At 65.7% G+C, this 297-nt stretch carries 1 protein-coding gene; it reads right to left on the bottom strand.

What is annotated here, in order from left to right; genetic code table 11:
* Window positions 1–118: 118 nt before the first annotated feature.
* Window positions 119–297 (bottom strand): hypothetical protein (locus HKX41_11040; protein ID NNC24666.1); only part of this gene is annotated, 179 nt, incomplete at its 5' end.

Below are 297 nucleotides of genomic sequence, written 5' to 3'. Positions count from 1 at the left end.
CCTCCCGCCGCCGAACAGGTCGGTCGGTTGCTGCGCCGTTCGAAAGGCGCGAAGCATCTCTCGTGATGACGAGGGGGTTTTGCCCTCTCGAACCACCATACGGCCGTTCCAACAACGGCTACTCTTCTTGGGCGTCGACGACCGCGACGGCGGCGAGGTTGACGATGTCCTTGACCTCGTCGCCGCGCTGGATGACGTGAACGGGCTCGTCCATGCCGGTGAGCATCGGGCCGATGGCGTCAGCCCCACCGAGGCGCTGGAGGAGCTTGTAGCCGATGTTGCCGGCCTCGAGGTTCG

Source organism: Salifodinibacter halophilus, from assembly GCA_012999515.1.
Classification (GTDB): Bacteria; Pseudomonadota; Gammaproteobacteria; order Nevskiales; family Salinisphaeraceae; genus Salifodinibacter; species Salifodinibacter halophilus.
Note: the sequence above shows the minus strand (reverse complement) of the source record. Positions and strands in the feature narration are given on the sequence as shown.